This window comes from Nostoc sp. C117 (genome assembly GCF_043099735.1).
GTDB lineage: Bacteria > Cyanobacteriota > Cyanobacteriia > Cyanobacteriales > Nostocaceae > Nostoc.
On record NZ_CP170991.1, the window covers coordinates 7,144,604 to 7,168,662 of the forward strand.

Consider the following 24,059-nt stretch of genomic DNA (forward strand, 5'->3'; position numbering starts at 1 on the left):
ATTTACTGGTGCCACATTACTCTTCTGGAAAATTATAAATAATAGACACAGTGTCAAAAAATTGCACTAAAATCACTACGACGGTAGTCTTTGGGTGTGAGGTGTGAGCTATTTGAAGTTGAACGGTGCTATTACAATTTAACGAGCAAATAAATCCACTTTCCGAAACCTCTAGGCTGGCGGCATCAGAAAATTTGAGAGTTAATCTATGTTTCTATTGCTAAGCCGGGTACTGCTGTGGCTGTTGATTGGCACTATCGTATATTCTCTGTTCCAGCGATTTTATCCTTCAGGAAGTTTTGTCGGGCGATTAATTTTAGTCGTCATCTTGGTAATCGTAGCCCTATCGTTTCTCAACCCCACTGAACCAGCTGTGGCGTCGTTGTGGAAGATGCTGTCTTTTCCCCTTAAGCCTTTAGGAGCTTCTGTTTTATTGATGATTCTTGCAGCTCAGAAAATTAAAGGAGGCGGGATAGACAAACCAGGAGGATACTTAGTCGGTTGGGCAATAACGATTTTGCTGTTGGCAAGTACCCCAGCAGTGGCCTATTTTCTTTATAGAGCGCCTTTAGGAGCGATGGCAGGTGAAACCTATGTAGCAACTGCTGTCCCAACATCTGGGACATTAGTAGCATTAGGGCAACAAACCACCGGAGCAAACATTTCAGATGTGACTGGGGATAACATTCTTTCTTATAATCTGAGAGTTCCTCCGTACCTATTACAAGGAAGTCCTCAAGATATTCGCACACGCGGTTTACGACTTGAAGACTTTGTACCAAATGCGGAAACCTTGCAACTGACAACGAGAACTTGGGAAAGTTATCTTGCTGAAATTTACAGGTTTTTGCGTGTTCAGCGCTAAGAAAGCAAAAAACAAATCCTCAAAAGTCTTGACGCCCTAGTATTGCTAACCTCTAGGCAAGGCAGTACTAGTGGCTGAATTAATTTAGGCTGTGATTACCGCCATAGCATTACAAAGTTTGAGTACATACTAGGAGAAGGGTTTGAGCCAAAGGCAAAGCAAGAACTCAATTCAAAATTGAAAATTGTTCGCGCAGCGTCTCGTAAAAATGAAAGTTACATCAAGGAACTGTTACCCTGACTGTAACTTGCTTCCCGTAAGGTAACTGAACCGACTCAGAGCCACCCAGCCTTTAAGCTAAGTGTTAACGTTCGCAAACAGCGTATCTAAAAGTTGAGGTCTTAAACCCTTTAATCTAGGATAAAAGCTTAATTGATAAGCAATATTTGCTCTACATAGCTGACTTCTGGGACTAGCAGTTAATCTAGGATGATAAAGTTGCAAAATTGCTTTAATGGCAAAATCTCGACGACTCGCTAAACTTAGTGCTTACCTTCGACCCCATTGGCGGGAGGCGTCTTTAGGCATTCTCGCCTTGTTGTCTGTCAACGCATTAGGCGTTTATATCCCTTGGTTGATTCGTGCTGCTGTTAACAAACTATCAACAACCTTCAGTTGGAATCAAATACTACGTTATGTAGTTGTTATTGTCTTACTTAGTTCAGCAATGTGGCTAATGCGTATGGCGTCACGCATCTGGCTATTTGGGGTAGGGCGTCAGGTAGAATTTGACTTGAAGCAACGGATTTTTGAACACTTACTCAGCCTGGAGCCGTCTTATTTCGCTAGTAATACTGCTGGCGATTTAATTAATCGGGCTACCAGTGATGTGGATAATGTCAAGCGGTTGTTGGGTTTTGCCGTCTTGAGTTTGGCAAATATTATATTTGCCTACGCTCTAACACTGCCAGTCATGCTGGCCATTAGTGTGGATCTCACACTAGCTTCTCTGGCAGTGTATCCTTTTATGTTCTTGTTGGTGAGTTTGTTTAGCGATCGCTTACGCAAACAACAAGCAGTAGTCCAAGAGCAACTCTCTGACATCAGCGAACTCATCCAAGAAGATATCAGTGGCATTGCCTTGATTAAAATCTATGCCCAAGAAGCAAATGAGCTTCGAGCTTTCGCTAAGAAAAATCAGCAGTTATTGACTGCTAACTTGGATCTGGCAAAAAGCCGAAATATCCTGTTTCCTTTAATTGGTGGCCTAGCCAATGTCAGTTTGCTGGTAATTTTCTGGCTAGGGGCATCGCGGATGTCTTCTGGGACGCTTAATGTTGGCGACTTTTTAGTACTGTTGATTTATGTAGAGCGTCTCGTTTTCCCTACTGCCCTTTTAGGATTCACAATTAGCACCTATCAACGGGGCGAAGTTAGTATCGATCGCCTTGAGTCGATTCTCTCTGTCACACCAAAAATTAAAGACACCGCCGATGCCATACATTTACCAGTGGGCGAACTCAAAGGAGAACTAACAGCGAAAAATTTCAACTTCACTTATCCTGGTTCTAATACTCCAACTTTAGTAAATCTGAACTTTACCATTGCTCCCGGAGAAACCGTGGCAATTGTTGGGGCAATTGGCTCTGGGAAATCTACTTTGGCTAATGCTTTGCCGCGTTTGTTAGATATTGAACCAGAACAATTATTTTTAGATGGGCTGGATATTACTAAAATAGCGCTGGCAGATTTACGAGGGGCGATCGCCTACGTTCCTCAAGATAGTTTTCTATTCAGCACCACAATCAAAAATAATATCCGCTATGGTGACCCAGTTAGCGAACAAGAACAAGTAGAATATTTCGCTAAACTTGCTCAGATTGATTCCGAAATTCACAATTTTCCCCAGCAATACGAAACTCTTGTTGGTGAACGGGGTATTACTCTTTCTGGTGGCCAACGCCAACGCACTGCCCTAGCTAGAGCTATGCTGGTCAATGCGCCAGTATTAATTTTGGATGATGCCCTTTCTAGTGTAGATAATCAAACAGCTACACAAATTCTCAAAAATCTCTCCGGCGGCACTGAACGAAAAACAGTACTTTTTATCACCCATCAATTATCTGCTGCTGCTGGTGCTGACCGAATTTTTGTCATGGAAAAAGGAAGAATTGTCCAAATAGGAAATCATTTAGAACTTGTCCAGCAACAAGGTCTTTATAGAACTTTGTGGAGTCAGCATCAAGTTGAAGAATTATTGCATTAACATTTTGACATAGGAGGATAATTTATTGGCTGGAAATATTCAACTCAAAAATCAAACTTTTATCCGGAAAACTCCGTTTCATAATTAATAAATTATGGGCTAAAATTGACTGTTACAATGATTAATGCAAGGATAGTATATACATGTTTATTCCTATTTTTGATGATTGCCTTATTTACGATGACAGGTAGGCAATTTGAGAAAAATTCTGTGCAAGTGGCCGATCAAAAGTCAATGAGAGTTTTATTTATTGGCAACAGCTATACCTATTATAATGACCTCCCTTGGTTGATAAAACAGTTGGCTGAGTCGGCACAAGAAACCAGAACCCTCGAAACTGAAATGGTTGTGGTAGGTGGAGCTACGCTTAAAAATCACTGGAAACGTGGTGAAGCACTCAAGCTTTTAAAAGCGAAACCCTGGGATTACGTAGTACTGCAAGAACAGAGTACTTTACCTATTACTAATCCCCAGGAAATGTATAAGTATGCGAGTCTGTTTGATGCCCAGATTAAGCGAGTTAATTCCCAAACAGTATTTTACTTAACTTGGGCAAGGCAAAATCAACCAGAAAAGCAACAGATATTGAGTGATTCCTACATGAATATTGCAAAAGAACTGAAAGCTAAAGTTGCACCTGTGGGAATTGTTTGGCAAAAAATTCAGGAAGAGAATCTGAAATTAAACCTTTACACTTCAGATCAAAGTCATCCTAGTCCTATTGGCTCATATGTAGCAGCGTGTGTATTCTATACAACACTTTATGGGAATAGTCCCGTCGGCTTGAGTCGTCGGATATATAGTAGCGATTCTAGTACACCACAACAAAACAACAGAATTGAGTTGGAAAGTTTAAGTGAAACAAATGCCCAAATGATTCAAAATTTGGTTGATAGCATCGTGAAAAAAAATTCAGAAGTCAGTATTCAGGAGTCAGAATCAATTAACAATATTTTTTTATAATTATGTTGTGTTTGAGCATAATTGCACTTTGCTGAAAGAGGACAATCATTACAAAGAGGATTTTTTGCCCTGCAAACCATCGCTCCAAAGTCCAGCAAGGTTAGATTCCACTTGCCAACTTTTTTATTGGGAGCAATTATTTCTGCTGCATTCCAAAGAATTTTACAGCGCGATTTCACTCTTTCTCCTTGCAAGCCAAAGAAACGTTCGAGGATGCGAGCTACGTTAGTATCAAGTACGGCTAGCGGTTGATTGAAGGCTTGAGAACAGATAGCACGAGCCGTATACTTACCAATTCCAGGTAATTCAAGCAACTGCTTTTCTGAATCGGGGATTTTTCCTCCATACTGTTCTAAAATGATGCAAGCGCACTTTTGTAATCTTTCAGCGCGGAAGAAAAGACCTAAAGGCTCAAGCAATTCGCTCAATTCATTAATGCTTGCTTTTACTAATTGCTCAAGCGTTGGATATTTAAAGAGAAATGTATTGTAAATAGGAACAACCGTAGCTGCATCTGTTTTTTGTAGCAGATATTCTGCAACGAGAATTGCATAAGAATCGCAAGTCTGTCGCCAAGGAAAATCGCGTAAGTTTTGCATTCCCCATATAGAGAGATGCTGGCGAAACCATTTAATTTTTACAACATCCAAATTTGACACTGTGTTTTCTTGAGGTTCTTTTGTCGCACCCTTCACTATTGTTTTCTCAACTTAAATCTAGCAGACTTTTACCACCATTCTGAGAAGAAGTACGCAGCCATTGTAAAAACTCAGCAGTTAAGGTGGGAGTTTCTCGCAAGCGCCGCAAATCTTCGCTTTGTTTTGCCATTTCTCGTACTGTAAACGGATGGTTGGCAACTATTTCTACTAGTTCTTCGTGGGAAATGTCTTCCGAGTATTCGTCTTCAGACTCGCATCTTAAATAATCTATATACTCAAAAAGAGTTTCATGTATTTCTTTTGTTAGTGAAATAGTCTGTTGTACACTTGGATCTAAATGAATTTCTAATTGTAATAGTTGTTCATCTGAAATGTCTTGCGAATTTTCGTCTTCAGACTCGCATGTTAAATAATTTATATACATAAAAAGAGTTTCGTCTATTTCTTTTGCTACTAAAATAATTTGTTGGGGAATTTGTTCGAGACAGAGTTCTATAGTCTCAGACACAATCCACGCGCCTCTCTGCCCTTCTGGAATTTCTTCGTTTTCATAGTCGTAAGGATATTCTTCACAATTAGACAATAACTCACGGAATCTTGTCGTATCGATTTTTTTACCTGCCAAAAATTCCCAGATTTCGTCAAGTGCTTCTCGAATGGGATCTTTCTCATTCCAGCCTTGTTCTTTTATTTCTCGCAAGAAAATACCATAATTTGGAAACAATCTCTCACAACAAGCCGCAGCAAATGCCACTCGATGCATTGGTGGAAGCGCTTCTAATTCTTGCTCCAATATATCGAATTTACCGTACTTTAGATTCATTTTTATAATTTAGTTGTATTGTCAGCAGTTTTGGGCTGATTCTTGATTAGCGATCGCCCCTTCAATCTAAATGTTAGTAACTATTAATACAGCCATTTGTCAGCAGACTCTGACCACTACTCAGACTTTACATAACTTTATGAAGTTAGTACGAACTAGCCTAATTATCACGTTAGTTTTTTGGGGTAGATGGGCAGTATAAATTACCGAAAAAACTAATTTGGCACATAGTAATGTTCAAAACTAAATTATCACCATTCAGTGCCTCACGGCAATTTTATACCTCGAAGGTAGTTGATCGCCATATTGGGGCGATCGCAGCTCTCATTTTAATTAGCTTACTAAGTTCATTGAGTGGAACACCAGCCATTCGCGCCATCTCTAACTCTTGGGAAGGCTTTCTCTGGGGATTGGCAGATCCAGTCATTAGCTTGAATTGTTTAATTGGTATTGTTGCTATTGGCTTACTCTCAGCTATATTTGTTCGTGGCGCTTGGATAGTTGGATATTTTAGCCTAGCAACAGTTTTGGGGATTGTAATTCATTTATTTAAGCTAAATGTACCAGGCACAGAAATAGCGATCGCTATTTCTACCATTGTCTTAGCTACTATGCTAATGATGTCAAATCAAGTAAACTTTATGGTACTTGCTCTGGTGGGGCTTAGTGTTGGTTTATTTCAGGGTTACGCTCATGGTCAATCAATTATTGGAGCAGGAACATTTCCACTACTTGCCTATATACTAAGTATCACCTTGACTCAGTTTGCAGTTGCCATGAGTGCTAGAGAAATTGGTGCTGCCATAGGTATGGGTGAAATAAACCGAATTTCACCCTGGAAAATTAGCATTGCTGGTTGTTGTTTGGGTGCGATCGCCATCGTGTTTTTGAGCAATTCGATTATCTAAATCAAATATTTTAGTTCAATATAATACAGCCATTTGTAGGGATGCACAGTTGTGTGTCCCCATCGTATCTTCCTCCGATTAATAGAACTAATTGACAAGATTTGCAAATAGAAAAGGATCGATCAATTTTCAGAGCGATCGCCATTGGCATAAATAAAAGCAATAAAATTAATAGTCCTACTAAAGCTTCCCTTATACTGTACTGAAGGATAAAGAGTAAATTGCAATTCTCTATTTTGAGAAATGGCACTTAGGAAAATCCTGATTAATCGTCTTTGATCAATTGTTCAGCTAAATGTTAAGCAACAAGGATATAATTACTTAGACTTAATCAGATTATAAACTTAGCCTTATTAAAAGTATCTATTTGAAGTGTAGATTTATTTAATCTAACTCAACTTTATAAGGAGAATAAAATTGTATAAATTCAATCTACAAAAACGTAAGTAATTTTGTGTGTCGCTAATTATTTTCGATATGTAGTCAAAAAGATTGATTAAAAATTGCAATTCATTAAGTACCTGTAGGCATTTAAACATAACATTAGGTAGATGTATCAAAGAACGAGATCACACATAGTATCAGCATGAAAGTGTTATCTAATGTTTGTACTGAAATTAATTATTTCAATTGATATTAGGAGTTTGACTAAGATGCTCTCTCAAAATTAGGATGGTAAAGAAATGATTTCAGCAGGAGTCGAAGTAAAAATAAATCGCTTGGAATCTATTGTCGAGCAAATTGGGGAAGCAGTACTTTCTACAACCGAGACAATTGAACGTCTGGCCGAAAGATTGGAGACTGTCAGCCTACAACTCGAAGCACAGGGACAGCAAGTACAGCAACAAGGCTATCAAATTGTTGCTTTATGTGATGCAGTACAGACTCTTGCTCAATCTCAGCAGAATTCACTGCAAAAACTCAACGAATTGACACAAACTTTAGATCGATTTATGTATTTAATTCAACGGGCAGACGATTAATTTGTAATTACAGCAGTTTTCTTTTACATAAAGTAGAAAGCTACGGGTTTTGAGGCAGGAGATAGAAACTTTTTATATATCGAGCTTACTTGATTCGTACATTTTTTACCTCAGTTATCTGCAAACTGCTATATGTCAAACTCTTAACTTAGTTACAGCGATATTGCCAGAAAAACATACATCCACATCGCTACCAGAAATGCGATCGCGTTTGCCATACTCCCCAACATAATAAAAATCATTACCCTCAATCCGATAACTAACAGGTAAAGGTTTGATACAAGGTTGGCAAAACACCACCTCTGGATTTGGTTCTCCTGGTTGCAAATGTGGTAAGTTGACATTCCAAAAGCTTCCCGGTTCTAAGTGACGCTGGAGTAAGTCTTCTAAAACTTCAGTTGTCAATTTAGCAGCCCGATCCCAATCAAAATTCTGCTTAGCTTTGCGATAGTGAGAAATGGCAATTCCGGGAATACCGTGCATTGCAGCTTCTCGCACAGCTGCAACTGTGCCAGAAATGTAGGCATCCACTCCTAAGTTTCCCCCAGCGTTGATACCTGAAAGTACAAACTTGACATTCGTATTAATTTGTGTAATGGCAATCCTTATACAATCGGCAGGAGTGCCAGCGATCGCATACTCAGTCTCAGAACGTCGCTGGAGGTTGATGGGACGCGTCGTGGTGACTTGATGTCCACAGCCAGACTGATGATCGGCAGGAGCGACAATAATAGCATTTTTGCCATTTACAGCTTTGACCAGCGCTCGGATACCAGGTGCATCAATACCGTCGTCGTTAGTTACAATGATAGTCATAATTATATTGATATAGATTTAGCTTAAACAATTTACTTTAGTACCTAAAAGCTTGAAATTTACAAATTCAAGTCAGTGATTTGTCTAATTAAAACTAATGGGACAAAACATTACTAGCTGCACATATAAAAAATATGATTGATTGTGCTAAAAATACTGATGATACGATATCATTTCTAGATGGTTTGCAAATTCCGCCCTGACATTGGGATTAATTTCCAAAAAGGGCGGTATTTCTTGTAACTAGCAGACCTGTTAGCCTCAGGGTTAATACTTGCAGCCCCGCGGTGAAGAAGTTTGTGCAATCAAAATCCTATAGAATATCTATCTGCCGACAGTAGCAGAAATTTCCTCTTGCAAAAAACCGGAAACGAGGTGATTTTTACAGTAGTTCTGTAGTATTTTGGGTGCAAGTCTGTCTTAGAGTCAATACGATGAAACAGCTCCTCAAACAAGTCTTTAGCAATCAAAAACACCTCATCCGGCTAATTTTACCTTTGGTGACGGTTATTTTCGCAGCTTCGCTGTTTGCCACACCTGCTTTAGCCACAGGTGTATATCAAATACCCAACCTGACAGCAGAGAATAACACCTGGGTTCTGGATCAAGGTGAAGTTATCAGTCGTGTGAATGAAGGTAAGATTAGCAGTGCTTTCCAGGATTTGGCAAAGCAAACTGGAAATGAAGTCAGAATAGTTACGATTCGGCACTTCGACTACGGAGAAACCCCGGAAAGTTTTACTAAAGAACTCTTTGAAAAATGGTTTCCGACAAAAGAAGCCCAAGCTAAGCAAACCTTATTGGTTCTTGACACTGCTACCAACGGTACTGCCATCCTCACTGGGGATCGAGTCAAGGCTTTGCTCACAGACTCTATTGTAGAGAGTGTAGCTTCAGAAACCCTAAGTACACCATTAAGGGAAGGCAATAAATATAATCAAGCGTTTATAGATGCTAGCGATCGCCTCGTCGCTGTTCTCTCAGGTAACCCCGATCCCGGTCCACCTAAAATCACCAAGAATGATAATGTAGAAGGCACCTTTAAGAAAGCAGAAGAAACCGATCGAGGTAGCGCTACTGCTTGGGTAATAGGATTATTGATTGCCGCCACCGTTATTCCAATGGCAACTTACTACATCTATCAGATAAATCAGCCATCATCTAATGGGTGATGAATGAGTGCTGAGTGCTGAGTGTTGAGTGCTGAGTACAACCCCATAGTTAAAACTAGGGGATTGAAACAAGGACGTATTTTCTCTTGCACTACGTGTCTCGAAAAAAATATTTTATTTTTTTCATAAATAAATTTAGGGGCTTGTGACCCTATGTGCTGTTAGCGATAGCCGGGCGTTTAGTCTGTGCAATTAGTTTTACTTTTTACTCAGCACTCGTTACTCAGCACTCAGCACTGTTTTGGTCAGGAGTTATTCGATTTTAGATTGTAGACTTTTTCTTCAATCCCTTCGGGTGATGCTTCTACGTCGCTAAAACTTCGCTAGTAGCAGCCAATCATGGGGAAACCCCCTTGTCTACGAAACGCCCCGCGTTCGCATAGCGGCGCTAGCCTCTCCCTTTGGGAGAAGACGGCGCTACTTTACCAAAATCCAAAATTAAAAATCTAAAATTGGCTTAATCCTGAACATATTCTTGTTCTGTAACTAAAGCCACTTCAGCCCGAACAAATTCTCGACCCAAATAGGCTGCATGATTTAATTGAGTCACCGGACAGGGCTGAGTTTCCTCAAAGATTTTCACACAAAGTTCTTTCGCCGTCCTCCCACTAAAAACTGTGGTGTGGGTTCGTTCTACTTTTTCGCGTGCAGGAATTACCTTCCCAGTTTCTGGATCGACTGCTAAACCGCGATCGTCAATTACATTTGTAAAATGCTTGGCATAAATTAACCCTGCATCTCGATCCAAGTAAATAATAAAATATCCACCTGGATCGAGGTCAATATGACGCCCAGAAAGTTTATCATCAATTGCCGCTAAATCTTTAATCATTAAATCCATAAGCATTATAAAAAGAAATTTTCTTTCTTCAAGGTTTTTATACTCTATATCAAGTGTAATTCCTATCTTCCTTAGTCTTCTTGATATCTTTCAGATATTTTTGATTCCTTTTACTTAAAAGAAAATCAGAGAATTAGACTCAACTATTCCGAATAGTGCCATCTGGCATGATAGTTTTACGAAAAGCTGTGCGATGCAGACTAGATCCTTCCAAATTGGCTCCAGTCAAGTTAGCTTCCCAGAAGTCGCATCCCCCCAAATCAGTTCCGCTCAAGTTAGCCCCGATTAAATTAGCCTTATGGAACCTAGTGTTGTGAAATCTCGCTCCTCTAAGATCGGCATTAGTCAGGTTAGCAACATTGATACTGGCACGTCGCAAGTCTGCTCCTCTAAGATCGGCCTCGGTCAAATCGGCACTATTCAGACAGGCTTCAAACAACTTGGCATTAACCAAACTAACTGCCTTCAAAATAGCACGAGCAAGATAGAACTCCTCCATATTATTCCCAGTCAAGTCACCACCACTCAGGTCAATCCCCGACAAATCTACGTCCAAGTTGACTCCAGAAAAGTTTCTTTCCCCAGCAGCATATCTTCTAATCAACTCATCACGATTCATAAATATTTTCTTGAACTTATTTACAACATCAACGCTGTGTTGATTATCGATCAGTTCCTTTTCCTCAAGTATTTTTCTCACTAAATGGCAACTCTGCATTAATTGCCTCAATTTCCTGTTGTTCGAGTTGATTCACTTCCTTAATATAGGGGCGGACAATTTGTCCTAAACGATTATTGTAAAAGCGGTGCAGACTGTGATTAGGCATAGCGGGGAAACCGCGCCGTTTTTTATGGCGTCCACCAGCGCCAGGATCAAAAATTTTGATGCTGTTAGCGATCGCCCACTCAATGGGTGCATAATAGCAAGCATCAAAATGTAAGCAATCTATTTCTTGAAAACTACCCCAATAGCGTCCATAGAGTTTGTCACCTTTAAACAAACAAAAAGACATTCCTAAAGGATGAGAATTATCTTCCTCGCTATATGCCGCGAAAAACAAGACACGATGGCGGTAATCAGTCTCTAGCTGTTCAAAAAATCGTTGTGTGAGATAGTTGCTACCCCACCAGCCAAATTTATCGCACGTGTCAGTATAAAACTGATGCATCAACCGAAAGTAAGACTGAGGAATTTCCTCACCTGTTAGCGGTTGTAATCGTAAACCCGCCTTTTCTACAGCTTTACGTTCTCGTTTGATGTTGCGACGTTGATTGGCGTTAAATACTTGTAAATAGTCATCAAAAGTTTTAAAGCCAGCATTTTCCCAGACATAGCTATGGTGTAGCCAACTTGTAAAACCATGCCGTTCCACTAAAGGACGCCATTGCGGATCGACAAAGAGAAAATGACACCCAGAAATTTGATTCTTAGTGCAGAAAGTGTCAATTTCATGCACCATCATCGCTGTAATTTCATTTTCATCTTCTCCTGGGGCAATTAAAAACCGATAGCCCTCAGCAGGAGTAAATGGAGTCATTCCCAGCAGTTTGGGATAATATTGTATGCCAAGGCGATCGGCTAACTCTGCCCACTGGTGATCGAAGACAAATTCACCAGAACTATTTCCTTTCAGATAAAGCGGTGCAGCTGCAATCAGCGTTCTATCTCGCCACAATGTCAAGTGATTTGGCAACCAACCACTTTTAGGTATAGCACTTTGGGAAGTTTCGAGATTGTTTAGCCACTCCCACTCTAAAAACGGCGTTTTGAGTGGCATTGCCAAAGCATTCCAGGCACTTTGAGGTACTTCGGCGATTTTGTTCGTCCAAAGAACAGAATAGCGAGGCTTGAGTTGTTCCACCATTAGGGGGACTGGGGATTGGGGACTAGGGACTAGGGACTGGGGATTGGGGAGGACAAGGAGAACAACCTATGCCCTATGCTCAATCCCTTACTTAGGGTAATCTAATAAAGCTTGTCGTTGCAGACGATAGTGCAAAAACACTTCTTGCTCCACTGTCTGAACTTCTAGAAGTTCCAGTTTGGGAGCTAAATCGGATAAAAATCCTTTGCCATCTACGGATGTCGGAGCGCTACTACCACCTAAAATCAGGGGACAGACAGTCAGCCATAATTCATCGATTAAATCTAATTCCAACAACGAAGCGACTAATTTACCTCCACCTAAAACGACCAAGCGTGTTATATGTAGAGTGGCTAGATGCTTTAAAGCTGTGGAAATGTCAATTTCTCCTGTTGGTGTTTCAAAAACCATAATCTGCTCAAATTCTGGTGTACGCTCCTGTGCAGAGGTTTGAGAGGCAGTACTTTGCTCTGGTTCCGAGAGTTGTTGAAACTGCCATTCTTTTGAAAAGCCATCGCCGTGTTCGACTTTCCCCAGTTGAGGCGAGTGGCGTGGAAGTATATTTTCGCGTCTATTCCAGTAAACTGCTCCCGCAGTTGTCGTAAGTAACCACCGTTCAATCGGTTGCTTAAAAAACTTAATTTCCGGATTGAGGTTTGCAAAACGTGTAGTCACTATATGAATCGGCTGGGGAGGCTTGCCTCTTTGTACCCGATGTTGCACCAAAGCTGAATCTGATACTGTAAGTGTGGTTCCATAGGCGCCGAGAGTACCAGCACCGAATAAAACGGCATCAGAGGCAGCGATTTGTTTTTCTAAGTGTGCTTTATCAGCCTTGGAGCCAAACCTAGCAGGCGATCGCCTAAAATCTGCTATCTTGCCATCTGCACTCATTGCTAAAACAACTGTAGTATGAGGACGATGTTGCAGCATTAGATTAATTTGATAGTTTTGATGTTTTGCTTGTTAGTGTATAGATGTTAAAACATCTATGTCTGTAAGCTACTGATTAACAATTTAACCACTGTATTTATATGCAACACAAATCGTTTTTGCATCAACCATATATAAGTTTTGGTATACCACATTTCTTTTTGTTCTCTGAGAATTTGTTATTTTTAAACATTGAAAATAAAGTTATGATAAATTAATAAAATGTCTCATTTAGCTGGTCTAAGTTGCATATCTTTGCTGTTACGGTTTGCAGATGCGAAGTGAGACACTCGATGAACAATTCCCATCAATCATCCTTTCGGAGAATTTTAGTAACCAGAATATTGATTCTGTTCGTTCCGGTTTTACTAATAGGCGAGATTGTCGCTTTGAATAAGGCACGTTCTAGTTTATTGGCAACTGCCCGTCAAAATTTAACAGAAAGCGCTGTTAGTAAAGGTGAAAAAACTGTAGATGCGATCGCTCTTTTAAAAGCTAATTTGCTGAGTGTAAGTAAAACAACAGTAATTCCATCGCGTGTGCCTATAGAAGAGGGAGAAATTCTCAGCCAACTAAGGCAACAACTCCCATCAAGTATTGAGTGTATCCAATTAACGAATTTTAGCACTCAGAAGTTAATTGCTAGTGATTGTGGCGATCGCCCAATTGGAGAATTAAGATTGCCTTTGCCTAGTGATGGAATTAATGTTAAAGCCATCTTTCCACCAAAGGCAGGAATGACTGGTAAAAGAAACACACAAAATCAGCTGCAATTAGTCTTATCTGCACCAGTTTACGATGGTCAAGGTAATTTAGCTTACAGCTTAAGTATTAAGTCTGCACTATACCAAAAAACCATCAATAATCGACCGGGATCGCTCACAGGCGCGATGGTAGTGATTGCTGAAGATGGCACAATTCTGGCGCATCCCTTGACAGGTTGGGTGGGAACTAATATCGAACAGCACCCAAATGCTTCGCAACTCAAAACTATAATCAAAAACGCAATTACTGGGCAAACCGATTCGATAAATTTATCTTTTGAGGGAGAAGAATTAGTCGCTGGTTACACAGCGATCGCCAATCCACTTACTCAACAACAGCAGCAAAAATGGGTAGTTTTAGCTATTACTACTGTTGATAATGCGCTGTTTGGTTTAGAAGAAATCAAACTCATCCTGATTGTTTTGACAGTTGGTTTGATTGGTGCGAGTTTATTAGCATCACTATATCTAGCTCCTTTCCTGGCAAGTCCTGTAGAAGAATTGCGAGACTATGCTTTAAATATTCACTCTCACCACGCTGCACAACCAGTTCCCCGCAACTTTAAAATCCGAGAATTCAATCAACTAGCCCAAGCACTAGACCAAATGGTAGAACGCCTCAAAGCTGGTGCAGAAGAACTAGAAATAGCTTGGAAAGAAGCAAAAACCGCAAACCAAGTCAAAAGTCAGTTTTTGGCTACTACTTCTCATGAATTGAGAAATCCATTAAATATCATTATTAACTGCATTCGCCTAGTTGAAGAAGGCTTATGTGATAACCGAGAAGAAGAAATGGAGTTTCTCAAACGCGCCGATGAAACAACAATTCACTTGCTAGGCATTATTAATGAATTACTGGACATCTCCAAAATCGAAGCAGGTAAGCTTTCAGTAGTCATAGCACCAATTGACCTTCGACAAATATTACTAGAGGTAATTAATTTACAATCAGTTAACGTTCAACACAAAGGCTTGCAATTGAAATGCGAGTTAGATGCCCAAGCAATACCAATTAAGGCAGACGCGGCAAAACTGAAGCAAGTGCTAATTAATATTATTGGCAATGCGACTAAGTTCACCGATATAGGAAGCATTACTATTACTACAGAGATTCAATATAGTGATGGTAAATCTCAGGTAGTAGTCACTGTCAAAGATACAGGTATAGGCATTGATCCCGCTCAACAGCACAAACTATTTCGCCCCTTTGTCATGGTGAATGGTGCAAATACACGCCAGTTTGAAGGTACTGGACTGGGACTGGCAATTTCACGCAACTTAATCGAACTGATGGGAGGGACCATTACTCTTGAGAGTGTAGGACTGCATCAAGGTACCACAGTGAAGATTACCTTACCTTTGATTGATATCTCCCTGTTAAATATTCCAAACAAACAAGAAAATGTCGGAGAGCTTGGATTCTCCCCTGAAGATGAGGGGCTAAAGGTAAGCCGTTACCCTAACTTACTGGAGCCTGGGAGGAGTCTGGTTTTGGGGATCAATAAATCTGCCAAAGCAGGGGTAAATAAAAAGAACTCCCCCAATCTTCAGCAGCTACCAGGGAAAGAAATTTATCAAATTAGTCTTTCGCCCCAGCAAACTATCCTGCTAAGTCTTCCGAAAGGAGCGGCTTGTGTAAATGGGATATGTCAAAGGTGACACAATTTTGGATTGTGTACTTTTACGCAAAAGTAAGCTACATCTGGTGTCTGAGAAAGAAAAAGTTATCTGTTGCAATCATTTTTCAAATTTTGACTCCAAAACTATAATTCAAAAAAACAGGTTTGCCGCCTTGGCTAAGAGATAACGTTGAAGCAGCAAGAATCTCTACTAACTGTGTGCCTACCCAGCCAGACGAAATCTCTGAGGGAGTATTGTTGAGGATAGAGACAACAAAGGACGAGCAAACTCTCTGCAATGGCTCACCTGGTTCTAATTCCACCATTTCTTGCTTTTGATTTATAGGAATAAATTGATTGCCCTGCTGTTCAAACTCCCCATGTATTAGGGTTAGAGGCGACGATCGCCACATTTCATCAAAAATCAAACTGCCAAGGCTGCCTACAATTCCCAACCGTCGCTGCTTATCAGAATTCAGCCAGCATAAATGAATATAAGCTTGAAAGCCATCTGGGTATGTCAGTGTTAGCCATACTAGGTCAGCTAGTCCTTGAGATGACGAAGCCGAAAAATTAGTCCCGATGTCTTCTTTCCCTGCGTCTTTTCCAACTCCTCCCTGTAGCCACACCGTGCCTGTTGCCTGTACTTTCACGGGTAGCTGACCCAGCCATGTATTAAAAATAGCAATATCGTGAATGGCTAAGTCCCACAGAGCATCAACATCTTGCCGTACAGGACCTAAATGAGTGCGAGTGGCGTAACCATAGCGTAAATCACCTAATTTACCTGCTTTTACTACAGTTTGTCCTTGCTCAACTGCTGGATGAAATAAATAAGTGTGGTCAACCATGAGTATTAAATTATGCTGCTCTGCTAACTCGCAAAGTTGCCGACATTCTCTTGGGTCAAGAGTTAGGGGCTTTTCAGCTAAAACATGGTATCCCTGTTGGAGAGCGTCTTGAATTAAAGCATAATGGGTAGTGGCTGGAGTTGCGATCGCCACTGCTTTCAGCCCTGGTACTTGCTTTAAATCATCCCATTGAGTTGTTAATACTACATTTTCATCTAAATTAAACTGCTGTTTTACCGCTGCTAATCGTTCTGAATGGGGATCTACTACAGCGATAACACTTACCTGTGGATGTGCTAAAAAATTCCGGAGTAAATGCACTCCCCAACGCCCAACCCCGATAACAGCTATTTTAATTTGGTTTGTCATTTGTGTTATTTGTCATTGGTCATTGGTCATTGGTCATTGGTCAAATAACGAAGGACAAAGGACAAATGACCAAGGACAATCAACTGATTATCAGTTTATTTGTGTTCTTTTGAGTTCAGGGTTTTTCCTGATTAGTAATTGCTAAAAAAGCTACCTTAGCTGCGGCTTGTTCAGCGGTTTTAATCGAGCGTCCCTTACCTTGTCCGAGGATGTTTCCGTGGAGCCAGACTTCAGCAACGAAACGTTCTTGATTGCGGTGTGGTTGATTGACTTCCACAACCCGATACTCCGGTAAAACTTTAAATTGTGCTTGCGTCCATTCTTGGAGAGCAGCTTTGTAGTTTAGTCTAGCTGGATCGAGGCGAATTTCTGTTGCTAGTTGTAGAAAGTGAGGATCTAACCAAGAGCGGATTAGCTCTAGATTTTGAGTGCTTAAGTAAAGCGCACCCAGAACTGCTTCAAAAGCGTCTGCTAGTCGTGACTCTTGACCAACTTTATCAGCCGTAGCACTGCCAGCAACGAGTAAATATAGCTCTAAACCATATTCTCTAGCTAATTGGGCAAGAATGCGATCGCTCACCAAAACCGAACGAATTGCCGCAAAATCTCCTACTGGACAATCTGGGTAATGTTCCCACAACACAACAGCTGACACTAGGCGTACCACTGCATCACCGACAAACTCCAACTGTTCATAATTTGCCGACTCAGAAACAGTGGGATGAGTTAGCGCTAAGTCTAATAGTTGCCATTTGATTGGTGCTTCTATAGGCAAACCAAACTTTTTGACTAAGCTTTCAAGTTGTCGTTGACGGCGTGGATAAACTAGGGTCATCAGTTCTTAGTCAAGAGTTATTAGTGGTTAGTTATTGGTCATTCACAATTAAAAAGACCATCGGTAGTAAGTCAGGTAACCTACAGATTAAAGATATTACATATATTTCAGCTTACTATTTTTCAAAACGTACAACTTTTGTACAAATTAATCTTGACATACTCCCCGGCGATAACGCACGGGGATTCTAGTAGTCTGCCAACCCAAAATTGCTAGGTTTGGACTGGGAAAAGGGGACTGGGGTTGGGGGAAGGAATTAAAACCTTTTCCCTTTTCCCCTTACCCTTTACCCCGCCAAGTTTCCTTGGCGAACTACTAGGCTCAAACATTAATTGCAGTCTGGGTCTGGCGAAATGATGAATTAACGATCGCCCAAAATTAGTACAAAAAACAATGGAGTACAAACCGTGAAAGGTTCATACTCCTTTATAGAGGAAAGAGCAGGACATAAGCCGGGTTCTGTTCTCTTGCGAGGGCAGTTATCTATCTGGGACGCTTGTTACCAAACGCCTCTAGCGGCTCTTATTGAGCGGAACTGGTAAAAGACCAACCGTAGTTCCTATCGCCTTGCTCCCAACCGGGGTTTACCGAGCCAGCACCTCTCGATGCTGCTGGTGCGCTCTTACCGCACCTTTGCACCCTTACCAACTTGGGGATTGGGGATTGGGGATTGGGGATTAGGAAAATTCTTCCCAGTCCCCAATCCCTAGTCCCCAGTCCCTAGTCCTGGCGGTATCTTTCTGTGGCACTATCCTCACGATCGCTCGCACTGGACGTTATCCAGCAAGTCTGGTCTTTCGGGAGTCCGGACTTTCCTCAAATCAGTGACTATGACCGATCTGCAACCACCTGCGCCTACTCTCTCCCTAGATCCAGTGTAATACCAATTCAAAATTGAAAATTCAAAATTGAGAAATCCTGATTTAATCTGGGTTTCCAGTTTTATATCTGAAGACTACAGGAGGGTTACAACTATCTCAAATTCTGACGAATGATTAAAGATTGCTATAAGCTGATATCCATCTAAATTAAATAAACGCTATTTATAATCGTTGACGGTTATCGGTCATCAATCAGCCGTCAACCTTCATCAGGTAAATGTACAAGTTAAATATGTCACAGCTTATTACTTCTTTTTATTCCAAGGTAAAGCGTAAGTCCAAGGTAATTTCCTGACTGTGAAAGGACAATTGATAATACTAATGGGAGGGAAATTAATACCAGGAGCTAAACCTACACGCACCTCAGATATTCGTAATACTAATTGTAGTGAAAAGTCTAATTCCTTTCTTCTATTGATAAAGTCGTTGTACAATTTTTTTTGCCCTTTTTGCAGCCCATTGATATCAACTAGTGGTTTTTTAGCCGAGTAAGTTCCAGTTGCTTGATCGCGCTGCAAAACATCTTCTGCTGTTACTGTTTCGGAAAGCGTTTTCTTGGGGGCAATCAGGCTAGGACTTTGGGGTACAGCTAAGTCGCGGGTTAAGTCTGGTGATTTGCGAATTACGCGACGCGATTGTTTGGTATGTTCAACTACCAAAGAGCTATTGTCCCAGTCAACATATACGGCAATACTATCAGATTTATTTTCAATACTAATCGATAAATCTTTCAGATCGTCAATTGGATATGAAGATTTGAATTTAAAGGAGATTCCGATTTTATCGTCGAGATTTTGTTCTTTTAGCTGCTCCTCTACGATGGCTTTTTTAAATTCAAATTTAATTTGGTCGTCAATGGATTCAACCATCCGGTTAAAAACATAGGAGACACCAATAATATAAATTGTCAAAACTACTAAATTCTGGTCGCTACTCCTCATATATTAAAAATATTAACTCCCGCTGCTAATGAATGTTATTTGAGTTATTGCCTATCTGCAATCTTTATTAAATCACGCTAATCACGTTTAGTTGGGACAGAATTTTGTAGCCAGCCTCGCTGCCAAAAAAAGAAGAGTAAAGAAAGTGCGATCGCTCCCATCACTCCCCAGCAAAGTGGGTAGCCCCAATACCAATTCAATTCAGGCATATTGTATGGTGATTTCTCAGTATTGAAATTCATACCATATATTCCGGCAACAAAAGTCAGGGGAATAAAAATTGTGGAAACTATGGTTAGCACTTTCATGATCTCATTCATTTTGTTGCTCACTGCCGAAAGGTATACATCCATCAATCCAGATGATAATTCTCGGTAAGTTTCCACCATATCCATCACTTGTACTGTGTGGTCATAACAATCTCGCAGGTAGATTCGCACGTCTTCACTAATTAAATCACTACCATCTCTAATTAAGGAATTAATTGCATCTCGCTGAGGCCAGATAGCACGACGTAATTGCAGTAATTCTCGCCGAATTTGATAAATATTTTGTAGTGTTTGGGGAGTTGGTTTAACTATTACTTCTTCTTCTAACTCTTCGATTCGCTCACCATAAAGTTCCAGTACTGGGAAAAAGCCATCAATAATCGCATCTAACAGAGCATAAGCTAAGTAATCGGCTTTTTGAGAGCGAATAATGCCTTTGCCTTTTTCAATTCGCGATCGCACTGGTTCAAAGCAATCATGGTCTGGTTCTTCTTGTACAGTCAACAAGTAATTTTTTCCCAATATTAAACTTACTTGTTCGCTGTAAAAACCACATGTTCTTTCCTTTGCTACTACCATGCGGGCAATGAAAATTAATTGGTCTTCATAATCCTCTGTTTTGGGACGCTCCGGTACATTGACTACATCTTCTAAAACTAGAGGATGTAATTCAAAAACTTTACCTAATCGTTGTAACATGTCTTGAGAGCCTAAGCCTAGTACGTCTACCCAAGAAACAGATTCACTCTCTAGATATGGAACACATTTTTCTGGAGTCGTGATTTGTTCGCGGATAAAATTCGTTTGGTTATAGTCAATCAAGAAAATTATCGGTGGTGGAGCATCTTCATCAATGAAAATGGTTCCTGGTATAGTCCCTGGTTGGTGATGGAACTCATCTTCATATCGTTTAGATACTACTTTTGGAATACGGCGCTTTTTTTGTGCCATGAAATATTACCTAATAGTCATTTGTCATTAGTCATTTGTCATTGGTGAATAACAAAGGACAATTTACATGTCATTTTACAAAAATTAATAGAAAGACGGTATTTTCTAAATTACCCAATTATTTAGGTGGCTAATTTGGCTATCGGCATTTTGTTACTAGTCTGTTGTTCTTATAATGAATCACTTAAAACTTTCATAATTAAATTTATTTAGGTTTAGTTAGTTATACCAATTTTAAAAATGATTGCAACATATGGATGACCAATATGCACACAGAGAAAGCAATTGCTAATCGAAAATCGAAAATTCAGAATGGTATTACCAGCAATACAGATAACATATTGTTTCTGAATCAGCAATGGCGGATATAAAAAACAGTTTGCCTTAGTAAGACAAACTGCTTCAAAAATATTTATCTCAGAGGATAAGGTGATGGAAGAGGATCGGGGATAAGGGACAGACTTCTCCTTGTCCCCTTGTCTCTTTCTTCAACAGGGTAGAAGTTAGAACATACCCATGCCGCCCATGCCGCCCATGCCGCCCATACCGCCCATGCCGCCCATGCCGCCCATACCACCCATATCAGGGGCAGCAGCAGATTTCTTTTCAGGCTTTTCAACGACGATCGCTTCGGTGGTTAAGACTAAACCAGCGATGGAACCAGCGTTTTGTAAAGCTGAACGCACGACCTTAGCAGGGTCGATAATACCAGCAGCAATCAGGTCTTCAAATTCCCCGGTAGCCGCGTTGTAGCCAATGTTGAATTCGGAATCTTGGACTCTAGAGACGATCACAGAACCTTCAGCACCAGCATTCTCGGCTATTTGGCGTAAAGGAGCTTCTAGCGATCGCCTTACAATATCAGCCCCAATCTTTTCTTCTTCGTTTTGCAAGCTGTTTTTAATGGCTTCTACCTTCTTAGCCAAGTGAATGAGGGTCGTTCCACCACCGGGAACGATACCTTCTTCTACAGCGGCTTTAGTAGCATTAAGGGCGTCTTCAATCCGCAGTTTACGGTCTTTGAGTTCGGTTTCGGTTGCCGCACCCACTTTAATCACTGCGACGCCACCAGCGAGCTTAGCGATGCGTTCTTGGAGTTTTTCTTTATCGTAGTCAGAATCAGTTTCTTCCAACTGCCGACGAATTTGACCAATCCGCTTTTGTACTTCTGGCTTGGTGGAACTGCCAGCTACAATTGTGGTGTTTTCTTTATCAATGGTAATTTTGCGAGCAGTTCCCAGCGCCTCTAAAGAAGCGGTGTCTAGACTCAAGCCGATTTCTTCAGAAATCAATTGTCCATCGGTGAGAATAGCAATATCTTCTAACAAAGCTTTGCGGCGATCGCCAAACCCAGGTGCTTTGATTGCAGCTACGGCGAGTACACCCCGTGCTTTGTTCACTACTAAAGTTGCCAAAGCGTCTCCTTCGACATCTTCGGCAATGATTAGTAAGGGCTGACCAGAACGAGCGACTTTTTCCAGAATTGGCACTAAATCTTGAATGCTACTGATTTTTTTGTCAGTAACCAAGATCCGAGCGTTTTCAAATTCCACTATTTGCCGCTCATTGTTGGTGACGAAGTAAGGAGAAATATAACCCCTGTCAATCTGCATCCCTTCAACTACTTCTAGTTCAGTTGTCAGGGATTTGGATTCTTCAACGGTTATTACACCATCTTTGGTGACTTTTTCCATTGCTTGGGCTAGCATGTTCCCAACTTCTTCATCATTCCCAGCTGAGACAGTGGCAACTTGAGCGATCGCACTTCCTTCTACTGGCTTGGCTATCTTGGCAATTTCTTCTACCAGCGCCTCAATAGTTTTGTCGATCCCGCGCTTTAAGCTCACTGGGTTGCTACCAGCAGCAACGTTCTTTAGACCTTCTCTAATCAAGGCCTGTGCCAAAACTGTAGCAGTAGTAGTCCCATCCCCAGCGACATCTTTAGTTTTTGATGCCACTTCCTGGATGAGTCTTGCACCTGTATTTTCTAAAGGATCTTCTAATTCAATTTCCTTGGCAACAGTGATACCATCGTTGACAATTTGGGGGGCGCCAAATTTTTTCTCTAAAAGGACGTTGCGGCCTTTGGGTCCTAAGGTGATTTTTACGGCATCGGCAAGGGCGTTAACACCCCTTTCTAGAGCTCGCCGCGATTCCTCGTCAAATGCAATAATTTTCGCCATGTTTCATTTCTCAAGCGCTTCCATTAGACAATTTAGCACTCACAGGTCAAGAGTGCTAATCTTCCGAGCAAGTCCAGTTACAAATGGAAATAAAAAATTGATTAATATACAGGTGAAGCTCATATTAGATACTGGCAGTAATGCTTGAATTGGGAGATGAACCTAGACAACTCCCTTAAGTCCCTCGGTATTGCCGACCCTAGCGGCACCGGCTGGTTGGCAGTCGTATTTACGTTCCTTTTAGCTTGGCTTGTAACGTGGCGTTTAATTCCGACAGTACGCAAATTTGCCTTGCGGGTAGGTTGGGCTGACCAACCCAATGCCCGGCGACTCAATCGAGAACCTTTACCCAATGCAGGAGGGTTGGCTATCTACGCGGGTGTAATTGCCGCACTGGTATTAGCCAGTCTTTTACGACCTATCGAACTCCAAAACGTATTGGCTCAAGTTCTGACTATTTTGTTAGGAGGTTCAATATTAGTTCTTGTCGGCTTTATCGACGATCAATTTGGTTTACCGCCTTCTGTTCGTTTGTGGGCACAAATTGTTACGGCACTGTTGCTGGTAGCTAACGGTATCAGTGTCAAAGTCTTGTTTGGCACTCCCATCGACTCACTTCTGTCCATCTTCGTGACGGTAATATGGGTAGTAGGGATTACCAACGCGATCAACTTGATGGACGGTATGGATGGGTTGGCGGGAGGAATTAGCTTTATTACCGCTATGAGTTTGTTAGGGGTTTCAGCCCAGTTTGACAATCGCGCAGCAGCAACCTTAGTGCTGGCAGCATTGGGGGGTGGGGCACTGGGCTTTTTGCGCCATAACTTCCATCCGTCGCGGATTATTATGGGTGATGCTGGAGCATACTTTTTTGGCTATGTGCTAGCGGCAACTAGTATTTTAGGCAGACTGCAACAAAATACAGTTTATGCCCTCATACCCACAGTTTTATTTCTGTTGTTGCCAGTGCTAGATACTACTCAAGTATTTGTACGGCGGCTATTGGCAGGAAACAATCCCCTGAGTACTCCTGGTAAAGACCACCTGCACCATCGTTTGCTTGCTTGGGGACTCTCCCAGCGTCATGCGGCGTTCACGTTGTGGTCAATTACCTTGTTTTTTAACTTGCTAGCGATGAGAATACAAGGTATGAGTTTGGCTGTAATGATAGCTACCGCCAGTAGTATTATTCTGCTTTTGGCATTTACTGTGTGGCAAAGAATACGCCAACCACACTAATACCGCCGTCAGTTCAAAATTCAAACAGGTATACAGCGTAAGCGTTTCATTGATTGGGAATGGGTGATTTATTTACGTCGTGCTGCACGAGTTGGTTGTAGGGTGGGCGTTACAATGTCCACC

General features: G+C 41.1%; 20 protein-coding genes and 1 other RNA gene. 8 read left to right on the forward strand and 13 right to left on the reverse strand.

Annotated features, from left to right (window positions below; translation table 11 throughout):
- Positions 1-208 precede the first annotated feature (208 nt).
- The 3 genes from ACFG4S_RS30535 (at position 209) to ACFG4S_RS30545 (ending at position 4,034) form a co-directional block, all read left to right on the forward strand.
- Complete coding sequence (locus tag ACFG4S_RS30535) at positions 209-865, forward strand: hypothetical protein (protein ID WP_392532631.1); 657 nt, start codon at positions 209-211, stop codon at positions 863-865.
- Positions 866-1,319: 454 nt separating this feature from the next.
- Entirely contained in the window at positions 1,320-3,071 is a 1,752-nt protein-coding gene (locus ACFG4S_RS30540; protein ID WP_392532632.1) for an ABC transporter ATP-binding protein, read from the forward strand.
- Between the two features lie 210 nt (positions 3,072-3,281).
- Positions 3,282-4,034 carry a DUF4886 domain-containing protein gene (locus ACFG4S_RS30545; RefSeq protein WP_392532633.1) on the forward strand — a complete coding sequence of 251 codons (753 nt, stop codon included), beginning with the start codon at positions 3,282-3,284 and terminating at the stop codon, positions 4,032-4,034.
- Here ACFG4S_RS30545 and ACFG4S_RS30550 read toward each other — a convergent pair.
- Positions 3,998-4,729: an A/G-specific adenine glycosylase gene (locus tag ACFG4S_RS30550; protein WP_392532634.1), complete on the reverse strand. Its 732-nt coding sequence runs from the start codon at positions 4,727-4,729 to the stop codon at positions 3,998-4,000. The genes ACFG4S_RS30545 and ACFG4S_RS30550 overlap by 37 nt on opposite strands.
- 10 nt (positions 4,730-4,739) lie before the next feature.
- The gene (locus tag ACFG4S_RS30555) at positions 4,740-5,516 is read right to left on the reverse strand and encodes a DUF416 family protein (RefSeq protein WP_392532635.1); all 777 of its coding nucleotides are present in this window, start codon (positions 5,514-5,516) and stop codon (positions 4,740-4,742) included.
- 233 nt (positions 5,517-5,749) lie between these two features.
- On the opposite strand from ACFG4S_RS30555, the gene ACFG4S_RS30560 reads away from it, so the two are divergent.
- Both ACFG4S_RS30560 and ACFG4S_RS30565 read left to right on the forward strand, forming a co-directional pair.
- Positions 5,750-6,424 carry a HupE/UreJ family protein gene (locus ACFG4S_RS30560; RefSeq protein WP_392532636.1) on the forward strand — a complete coding sequence of 225 codons (675 nt, stop codon included), beginning with the start codon at positions 5,750-5,752 and terminating at the stop codon, positions 6,422-6,424.
- A 683-nt stretch (positions 6,425-7,107) separates the two neighbouring features.
- Entirely contained in the window at positions 7,108-7,407 is a 300-nt protein-coding gene (locus tag ACFG4S_RS30565) for a hypothetical protein (RefSeq protein WP_392532637.1), read from the forward strand.
- Positions 7,408-7,542: 135 nt separating this feature from the next.
- On the opposite strand, the gene surE is transcribed toward ACFG4S_RS30565, so the two are convergent.
- Positions 7,543-8,223 carry a 5'/3'-nucleotidase SurE gene (surE, locus tag ACFG4S_RS30570; RefSeq protein ID WP_392532638.1) on the reverse strand — a complete coding sequence of 227 codons (681 nt, stop codon included), beginning with the start codon at positions 8,221-8,223 and terminating at the stop codon, positions 7,543-7,545.
- A gap of 434 nt (positions 8,224-8,657) precedes the next feature.
- Between surE and psb32 the strand changes: the two genes are divergently transcribed.
- Entirely contained in the window at positions 8,658-9,395 is a 738-nt protein-coding gene (gene psb32 / locus ACFG4S_RS30575; RefSeq protein ID WP_392532639.1) for a photosystem II repair protein Psb32, read from the forward strand.
- A gap of 457 nt (positions 9,396-9,852) precedes the next feature.
- On the opposite strand, the gene ACFG4S_RS30580 is transcribed toward psb32, so the two are convergent.
- The 4 genes from ACFG4S_RS30580 to ACFG4S_RS30595 all read right to left on the reverse strand — a co-directional run bounded on the left by ACFG4S_RS30580 (position 9,853) and on the right by ACFG4S_RS30595 (position 13,034).
- The gene (locus ACFG4S_RS30580) at positions 9,853-10,236 is read right to left on the reverse strand and encodes a DUF4346 domain-containing protein (RefSeq protein WP_392536116.1); all 384 of its coding nucleotides are present in this window, start codon (positions 10,234-10,236) and stop codon (positions 9,853-9,855) included.
- A 139-nt stretch (positions 10,237-10,375) separates the two neighbouring features.
- The gene (locus tag ACFG4S_RS30585; protein WP_392532640.1) at positions 10,376-10,855 is read right to left on the reverse strand and encodes a pentapeptide repeat-containing protein; all 480 of its coding nucleotides are present in this window, start codon (positions 10,853-10,855) and stop codon (positions 10,376-10,378) included.
- Between the two features lie 64 nt (positions 10,856-10,919).
- Positions 10,920-12,101, reverse strand: coding sequence for a GNAT family N-acetyltransferase (locus ACFG4S_RS30590; protein ID WP_392532641.1), 1,182 nt, complete (start codon positions 12,099-12,101; stop codon positions 10,920-10,922).
- A gap of 87 nt (positions 12,102-12,188) precedes the next feature.
- Positions 12,189-13,034 (reverse strand): RibD family protein, encoded by an 846-nt coding sequence (locus ACFG4S_RS30595; RefSeq protein ID WP_392532642.1) that lies wholly within the window; start codon positions 13,032-13,034, stop codon positions 12,189-12,191.
- 293 nt (positions 13,035-13,327) lie between these two features.
- On the opposite strand from ACFG4S_RS30595, the gene ACFG4S_RS30600 reads away from it, so the two are divergent.
- A complete protein-coding gene (locus tag ACFG4S_RS30600; RefSeq protein ID WP_392532643.1) occupies positions 13,328-15,457 on the forward strand; it encodes an ATP-binding protein in 2,130 nt (709 codons plus the stop codon).
- A gap of 85 nt (positions 15,458-15,542) precedes the next feature.
- On the opposite strand, the gene ACFG4S_RS30605 is transcribed toward ACFG4S_RS30600, so the two are convergent.
- The 6 genes from ACFG4S_RS30605 to groL form a co-directional block, all read right to left on the reverse strand.
- A complete protein-coding gene (locus ACFG4S_RS30605) occupies positions 15,543-16,637 on the reverse strand; it encodes a Gfo/Idh/MocA family protein (RefSeq protein WP_392532644.1) in 1,095 nt (364 codons plus the stop codon).
- Between the two features lie 115 nt (positions 16,638-16,752).
- Positions 16,753-17,472, reverse strand: a complete 720-nt coding sequence (rnc, locus tag ACFG4S_RS30610; protein ID WP_392532645.1) for a ribonuclease III — start codon at positions 17,470-17,472, stop codon at positions 16,753-16,755.
- Between the two features lie 433 nt (positions 17,473-17,905).
- An RNA gene (gene rnpB / locus ACFG4S_RS30615) (RNase P RNA component class A) lies at positions 17,906-18,334 on the reverse strand.
- Between the two features lie 264 nt (positions 18,335-18,598).
- Positions 18,599-19,294, reverse strand: coding sequence for a hypothetical protein (locus ACFG4S_RS30620; RefSeq protein WP_392532646.1), 696 nt, complete (start codon positions 19,292-19,294; stop codon positions 18,599-18,601).
- 77 nt (positions 19,295-19,371) lie between these two features.
- Complete coding sequence (gene corA, locus ACFG4S_RS30625) at positions 19,372-20,514, reverse strand: magnesium/cobalt transporter CorA (RefSeq protein WP_392532647.1); 1,143 nt, start codon at positions 20,512-20,514, stop codon at positions 19,372-19,374.
- 503 nt (positions 20,515-21,017) lie between these two features.
- Positions 21,018-22,697 carry a chaperonin GroEL gene (groL, locus tag ACFG4S_RS30630; protein WP_392532648.1) on the reverse strand — a complete coding sequence of 560 codons (1,680 nt, stop codon included), beginning with the start codon at positions 22,695-22,697 and terminating at the stop codon, positions 21,018-21,020.
- A gap of 156 nt (positions 22,698-22,853) precedes the next feature.
- Here groL and ACFG4S_RS30635 point away from each other — a divergent pair, with 156 nt between their 5' ends.
- Positions 22,854-23,936 (forward strand): MraY family glycosyltransferase, encoded by a 1,083-nt coding sequence (locus ACFG4S_RS30635; protein WP_392532649.1) that lies wholly within the window; start codon positions 22,854-22,856, stop codon positions 23,934-23,936.
- The last annotated feature ends 123 nt before the right edge of the window (positions 23,937-24,059 follow it).